The following is a 7606-nucleotide window of genomic DNA, read 5'->3' as shown; positions in this document are numbered from 1 at the left end:
CGTCCGCCCGCCCGAGGCGGCGATCGACGCCGAGCGCGTCTTCGCCGACCTGGTACGCCACTGGCCGGGCGTCGGCGTCGTGGTGGAGGAGCGCCCGGGAGCGTGATCAAGAGACGCGGTCAGGAGGCGTGATCAGGGCGCGGGCGCCGGCGCCGGCGAGGTCAGGACACGACGCCCCAGCCCTGTCCGGGGGCGGCGCCGTCGGCCGCGTCCGTGGTCACGGTCGAACCCGCCGTGCCGGTGCGGGCGTTGAGGACCAGGCCGGTGGCGACGTTGGTGATGGTGAGCTTGCCGGTGGCGCCGTCCTGGGTGACCCGCCACTCCTGCCAGCGGTTGCCGGGCGAGTAGCCGAGCAGGTAGGCGCTGTTGCCGGGGTCGGTGCCGGCGGCGAGCACGGTGTGCGCGTGGGTGGCGGTGGCGCAGTTGTCGGCGATCCGCACGGTGCCGTCCGGGTTGCTGGTGAAGGTCCACTGCTCGGAGGTGTGCGTGGGCCACCAGGTGTTGACGTCGGCGACGGCGCCGAGCGGCGAGCTGCAGGTCCCCGCCACTTCCAGGACCAGGCCGCCACCGCCGCCGGCGCCGATCGCGTGGTAGCGGCCGTCGTCGACCACCGCGGCCGGCCCGGTGGCCGGCCGGGCGCTGAGCCGGTACAGCGCCACGCCGTGCGGGGCCACCGAGGCGCCGAGCGTGCCGGTGACGGTCGAACTCGCGCCCGTCCACAGCTCCTTGGCGGTGTAGCCGGGCCCGGTGAGGCCGAGCTCGCCGAGGCTGGTGCTCACCGTGCGGCTCGCGGCCGGGTCCTGGTTGACGAGCAGCACGGCGGTGTCGCCGTTCGCCAGCCGCCGCTGGAGGACGACCGGCGCGGTGGCGTTCGCGGGCTTGGCGCCGACCAGGGTGGCGGGCTTGGCCAGGGCGTCCTGGTCGATCGCTATGACGTCGCGGTTCTTCAGGACCGCCAGGCTAGCGGCGTCGATCCCGGTGGACCAGGTGTGGCCGTCCGCGCTGTGCTGGGACTGTGCGGCGGTGCGCAGGTCGGCGCCGGAGACCAGCGGGGCGGCGAGCATCGCGAGGACGGAGGTCTCGGTGCGGGACTCGTCGTCGGTGAACGGCTTGTGGCAGGTGCAGGTGTCGGTGGTGCCCCAGGCGCCGTAGACGTCCTGCCAGCCGGTGAACATCATGTCGAGGTCGTTCCAGCTGCCCGGGCGCACGTTGCCGGGGTACTGCAGCGCGGTCTGCAACTGCCCGTTCCAGAGCACCCCGTCGAGCTCGCTGTCGCGGTCGCCGCCGATCCGGCAGAGGTTGGCGACCTGGCCGCACCAGACGCCGGTCGGCGCGTAGCCGGGCGCCTGGAACGGCGCGGTGCCGGCGGCCTGCACGACCGGGTCGGTGCGCGCCGGGTCGTCGGCCGCGAGCAGGTACGGGACGCCGGTGTGGGCGGGCTGGGCGGAGACGCTGAGGGTGACCTTGGGCCGGCCCTGCGTGGCGGAGGCGGCGTCGAGGGCGCGCTGGAAGGTCTGGACGCGGGCGTAGATCGAGCGGGTGAGTTCCTTTCCCTCGCCCTGGGTGAAGTAGTTGTGGCCGTCCGGGCCGGTGATCTGCGGGCCGTAGGGGCAGTCGTCGTACTTGACGTAGTCGACTCCCCAGGAGACGAAGTCGCTCGCGTCGGTGCTCTCGTGGCCGAGGCTGCCGGGGTGCATCTGGCAGGTGAGGTAGGTGTCGGTGGCGTAGAGCCCGAACTTCATGCCCTTGCCGTGCGCGTACTGGGCGAGGTACTCGATGCCGTTGACGGTCCGCCCGTTGACGGTCTGCGCGGGGAAGTGGTCCGGGCGGGGGAGGAGGTGGCCGGTGGTGGGGTCGTTGCCGGTGCCGTCGGTGCCGCTGACGGGGTTCCCGGCGGCGTCCTGGAGCTGGAGGCCGCCGTCGGCGTTGCGGACCAGGTCGGTGGTCTGGCCGTCGCGGTGCCAGAGCGACCAGCCGTCGTCGATGGTGACGGTGTCGTAGCCGGCCGCCACCAGGCCGTTGGCGGCCATGAAGTCGATGGTCTGGACGACCTGGTCCTCGGTGACCTCGGTGCCGAGGGAGTTCCAGGAGTTCCACCCCATGGGCGGGGTGAGGGCGTTGCCGTTGCCCAGGGCGGCGGCGGGGGCGGCCGTGCCGAGCGTGAGGGCGCCGAGGCCGGTGGCGGCGAGGGCCAGCGCGAGCACGGGTGCCGCGAGGCGGTGGGGGATGTGGCGCATGCGCGCTCCTGAGGGTGTGGGGGTGGTGACGGTGCGTCGGGTGGAGCGGGGTGTGCGGCCGACCGATTGGGGGCCGGTCGGCCGGAAGGGTGGTGCGCTGGGGGGGGGTCAGTCCGTGACGGCGGCGCTCGCGGTGCGGCCGGGGGCGACGGTGACGGTGGCGTAGGTGTAGCTCACGCCGTCGACGGTCCTGGTGCGGGTGGGCCGGGCCTTGCCGTCGACGGTGATCCCGCCGTGCGGGCCGGCGAAGCGGGCCTCCCAGGTGAGCGGCGTACGGCCGGTGTTGGTGACGGTGCTGCTGCGGTGGCCGTCGTGCCGGACGGTGACCGAGCCCGCGCCGACCGGGATGTCGGCGACCTCCAGCCAGCCCATCGAGGCGGGCAGCCGGGAGGCGGTCACGAGGGTGTGCGCGGCGGCGTCGGGCTCGACGCCGAGCAGGCCCTGCACGGTCTGGCTCAGCAGCGTGAACGGGACCTCGGGGTAGTCGCCGTTGAGCAGCCGTCCGGTGGCGTGGAGCTGGTCGACGCCCTGGTAGATCTGCCGCATCCACTTCCAGGCGGTGTCGCCGTCATGGTTGGCGAAGAAGGCGTCGGGCAGGTAGGTGTAGGCCTCCAGGTTGGTCGAGCGCTGCGGGCCGGAGTCGGCGGCGTCGATGGCGGCGAGGAGGGCGTCCCGGCGCGGGCCGGGGTCGAGCAGCTGCTTGACCGGCATCAGCACGCTGGACTCGTAGCCCCAGCCGGTCACCGGCTTGCCGGTGGTGTCGTAGCCGTGCACGACCTCGCCGGGCTGCTGCCGGTCCACGCTCCAGGTGGTGTTGACGTAGTCGCGCAGCGCGGTGGCGGCCTGCCGGTAGCCGGTGGCGGCGGCGGTGTCGCCCTGGGCGGTGGCCAGGGTCGCGGCGGCGAGGTACGCCTGGTACTGGGCGCCGATCGCGTCGCCGGCCTCGGCGTAGGTGCTGGTGGCGTTCTCGGCGTAGCTCGCGGTGCCGGCGAAGATGCTGCGGCTGGTGGCCTGCGGGATGGGCAGGCCGCCGTTGTCGACCGGGCCGGGGTGCTGGGCGATGAAGGGGCCGAGGGTGTTGCGGACGTAGCCGCTCAGCGCGGGGTCGTCGGCGTAGTCGCGGTCCCCGGTCCACCGGTAGGCCTCGCCGGCCTTCTCGACCAGCTCGAACGGCGCGGGCAGCTCGCGCACGAAGCGGTCGGGGCTCCGGTAGTCGATGCTGCCGTACGTCCTGGCGTCGAAGTTGAGCGCCCAGACCGGGTAGAGCTTGTTGGTCTCGGTGGCGGAGGCGGCGAACCCGCGCAGCATGGTCTTGTTCTCGGCGTCCAGGCCGAGCAGGTGGGCGCCGACCAGCTGGTGGGCGAAGTCGCGGCTGTAGAAGTCGGAGCGGAACGGGTAGCCGGCCCAGTAGGTGGTGTCGTAGGTGGTGGTGCCGGTGCCGCCGGGGTTGTTCTCGTCCTGGTTGAGCACGCCGGTGGTGCCGGCCTGCTGCACCCAGCTGTTGGCCTTGGTCTTGGCCCAGTCGAACAGGGCGACGACCTCGGGGTCCGAGGAACTGATCCTCGGGTCGCTGGGGGCGGACGGGGCGACGGCGGCGTCGTCCGCGTTGACCCAACCGGTGGGGGAGGAGCCGATGCCGAGGGTGAGCCGGTCGCCGGCCGCGACGTGCACCCGGGGCAGGGTGTACTTCGCGTAGACGGGCTGCTCGGGCAGGGTCAGCGAGCGGACCACGGTGCCGTTGACGCTGACCGAGAAGGTGCCGCCGGCGCCGCCGGTGGCGATCCAGGCGGACAGGTCGTAGCTGCCGGCGGTGACGGCGGTGACCTGCTGGGCGATCCGGTGGCCGGAGCCGGCGTCGAGGTAGGCGAGGCGGGTGCCGCCGTGCGGGTTGTTGGTGGCGATGCCGGTGTGCTCGGTGAACGTCCAGCCGTCCGTGCCCTGTTCGAAGCCGGGGTCGGTGAGGGTGAGCGGTTCGCTGCGGGTGAGGGTCCAGCGGTGGGCGGGCCGGGCGTCGGGGCGCCCGGCGGCGCGGGGGCCGGGGCGGGGGCCGGGGCCGCCGGAACGCGGCAGGGCCCGCCCGGGTGTTCGGGCGGGCCCAGCCGTCATGCGGTGCGCGTCACATGTTGATCATGTGGCCGGCGAGGCCGTGGATGGCCTCCTTGACCGCCTCGCCGAGGGTGGGGTGGGCGTGCACGTTGCGGGCGACCTCGTGGACGGTGAGGTCCCACTGCTGGGCCAGGGTCAGCTCGGGCAGCAGCTCGGTGACCTCGGGGCCGATCAGGTGGGCGCCGAGCAGCTCGCCGTACTTGGCGTCGCTGATGACCTTGACGAAGCCGATCGGGTGGCCGAGGCCGTGCGCCTTGCCGTTGGCGGTGAACGGGAACTTGGCGACCTTGACGTCGTGGCCCAGCTCGCGGGCCTGCGCCTCGGTGTAGCCGAAGGAGGCGATCTGCGGCTGGCAGTAGGTGGCGCGCGGGATCATGGCGAAGTCGACCTCCATGGTCTCCGCCCCGCCGATGGTCTCGGCGGCGATCACGGCCATCGTCTCGGCGGCGTGCGCGAGCATCAGCTTGGCCGTCACGTCGCCGATCGCGAAGATGTGCCCGGCGCTGGTGCGGCCGCGGCCGTCCACCGCGATGGCGCCGCGGTCGGTCAGCTTGACGCCGGCGTTCTCCAGGCCGTAGCCGTTGACACGCGGCGCGAAGCCGATCGCCTGGAGCACCTTGTCGGCCTCCAGCACCTGCTGCCGGCCGTCCCTGGTGACGGTGACCTTGACCTTGGCGTTCGGGTCGCTGTCGTCGATCGACTCGACCCGGGTGGAGGTGAGCACCTCGATGCCGAGCTTGCGGTACTGCTTGGCCAGTTCGGTGGAGACCTCGACGTCCTCCAGCGGCACCACGCGGTCCAGGAACTCGACGATGGTGACCTTCACGCCGTAGTTGTGCAGCACGTACGCGAACTCGACGCCGATCGCGCCGGCGCCCGCGATGATGATGCTCTCCGGCAGCTGCTCGGTGAGGATCTGCTCCTCGTAGGTGACCACCCGGTCGCTCAGGCTGGTGCCGGGCAGCAGCCGGGTGGTGGCACCGGCGGCGATGACGCAGTGGTCGAAGGTGACGACGTCGAAGCCGCCGCCGCTGAGCGCGACCTGGAGGGTGTGGTCGTCGACGAAGGTGCCCCAGCCGTCGTACTCGGTGATGCCGTTCTTCTTCATCAGGTAGTGGACGCCCTTGACCCGGCCGTCGGCCACCGACCGGCTGCGGCGGAAGGCCTCGCCGAAGTCGAAGGTCACCTGGCCCTCGACCTTGATGCCGAAGGTCTTGGCCTCCTTGGTGAAGATGTGGGCGAGCTCGGCGTTGCGCAGCAGGGCCTTGGAGGGGATGCAGCCGACGTTCAGGCAGACGCCGCCCCAGTACTTGGCCTCGATGACGGCGGTCTTCAGGCCGAGCTGAGCGGAGCGGACGGCGGCGGTGTAGCCGCCGGGGCCGGCGCCGAGGACGACGACGTCGTAGTGCGTGCTCATGTTGCTGACTCCTCCGAGGGTGTCACGGTCTCGTGATCTCGGTCCCATGGTGTCAGGACCGGGTTCGACGCACCCACCGGGTCTCGGCGGATGCGCTCCGCGCGGCACCGTACCCGGCCCGGGGCCGAATTGTCAGTGCCCTCGGCTACGGTGCTCGCAACCTCGCCGGGCAGGGGCGAGGCCCGGGCTGAGGTCCGGGGTGAGGTCCGGGGGTGCGAGCGGGAGGAGGGGCCGAATGGCGGACGAGCGCGGCGGAGCCGGCGGGTGGGGCGGGTGGGCCCGCCGCCCGAGGACGGCAGCGGGCCCACCCGGGCGTCAGGCCGTCACCTCGTGGGCGTGGCCCCCGCTCATACCGCCGCCGCCACCCGCCTGGCCGGCGGGGTGCTGCGGCGGCACGGGCCGGTTCAGTGAGGAGAGGTCCCAGGCGTAGGTGCCGACGGCGTGGGCGATCACATCGATGTTGACGTCGAAGGCGTCCATGTCGATGTTCTTCAAGCCGTCGCAGGCCTTGTGGTAGCAGGCGTCGAAGGCCACGCCCGCCGTGCCGCCGTAACGCTCCTCCTGCGCCGGCGACTTGACCACCTCGGCGCCGGTGTCGGTGCCGCCGGCCGGGATGCCCGCGTCGATGAACGGGCCGTAGTCGGAGCGGCCGTTGAAGGCGGTCGGCTCGTGCGGCAGGCCCCGGCCGTCCAGGTAGCCGGTGAGGTCCCGCTCGATCTGCGCCGAACCCTCGGGGCCGGCGCCGCCGCCGGTGCTGCCCGAGCCGTCGTAGACGAACTGCGCGTAGTTGGGAGAGGCGATCATGTCGAAGTTGAGGTAGAGCCTGATCTTCTTCCGGTCCGCCTCGGAGAGCGACTTCACGTACGCCTCCGAGCCCTTGAGGCCGAACTCCTCGGCGGACCACCAGGCGAACCTGACCTTGTTCTTCACCGGGTGGACGGTCAGGTTGCGCGCGACCTCCAGGATGCCCGCCGCCCCGGAGCCGTTGTCGTTGATGCCGGGCCCGGCCGGGACGGAGTCCAGGTGCGCCCCGACCATCACGGTGTCGGCCGGGTCGCCGCCCCTGGTCTCGGCGATGACGTTCCAGGTCTTGCGCGGCTCCATGAAGGTGCGGATGTCGAGGTTCAGCCGCACCTGGCCGGCGGCGGCCTTCGCGGCCAGCGCCTCCCCGGCGGCCCGGGTGATCCCGCCGACGGGGATCCTGCCGGCCGCAGGGTCCCCGAGGGTGCCGTTGAGGTCGCCGTCGGTGTTGTTGTAGATGATCGCGCCCACCGCGCCGGCCGTCGCGGCCGCGGCCTGCTTGACGGCGAAGCCGCAGCCGCCGCGCTGGATCAGCGCGATCCGACCGGTGAACGCGCCGACCGGGTAGTCGGTGGGCGCGCAGCCGGTCGCGGCGCTGACCGGGACGACCGCCAGGTCGGCGTTCAGGCCCGCGTCCGGGCCGCCGGGCGAGTACGTCATGGCGATCAGCGGGATGCTCTCGGCCTGCGGGGACAGCACCTGCAGCCGCTCCGAGCGGGCCTCGAAGAAGGTGTACTCGAACTCCTGCCGGGACACCTTCAACCCGGCCCGGCGGGCCTGCTCGTAGACGTAGCGCGCGGACTCGTCGTGCCCCTTCGAACCGGCCACCCGGGTGCCGCCGTTGCGGTCGGCGATCCGTTGGAGCGCGGCCAGGGTGTCGTGGGCGCTCTCGGCGTCGGCGGCCTCGACCAGGCGCGCGGCGAGCCGCTCGCCCCTGCGCGCCGGGTCCGGGTCGGCGGCCGCGCCGCCGGCCCCGGCCAGCAGCAGCGGGGCGGCCAGGGCGGCGACGGTCAGGGCGGCGCCCGCGCTCCGGACGGTGGCGGTG

4 protein-coding genes are annotated in these 7606 nt (G+C 73.1%); all 4 read right to left on the bottom strand.

All coding sequences use genetic code 11. The annotated features are described in order from the left end of the window. Positions 1 to 161 precede the first annotated feature (161 nt). Entirely contained in the window at positions 162 to 2237 is a 2076-nt protein-coding gene (locus tag ACFV61_RS32610) for a hypothetical protein (RefSeq protein WP_380495603.1), read from the bottom strand. Between the two features lie 108 nt (positions 2238 to 2345). After that, positions 2346 to 4343: a hypothetical protein gene (locus ACFV61_RS32605; protein WP_380495601.1), complete on the bottom strand. Its 1998-nt coding sequence runs from the start codon at positions 4341 to 4343 to the stop codon at positions 2346 to 2348. 10 nt (positions 4344 to 4353) lie between these two features. Further along, positions 4354 to 5760, bottom strand: coding sequence for a dihydrolipoyl dehydrogenase (gene lpdA / locus ACFV61_RS32600; protein WP_380377712.1), 1407 nt, complete (start codon positions 5758 to 5760; stop codon positions 4354 to 4356). Positions 5761 to 6075: 315 nt separating this feature from the next. After that, the coding region (locus tag ACFV61_RS32595; protein ID WP_380495598.1) for a M28 family peptidase at positions 6076 to 7606 on the bottom strand (1531 nt) is incomplete at its 5' end.

The sequence above is a fragment of the Kitasatospora sp. NPDC059817 genome (assembly GCF_042731835.1).
Classification (GTDB): Bacteria; Actinomycetota; Actinomycetes; order Streptomycetales; family Streptomycetaceae; genus Kitasatospora.
This window is presented reverse-complemented; position numbering and strand designations above follow the sequence as displayed.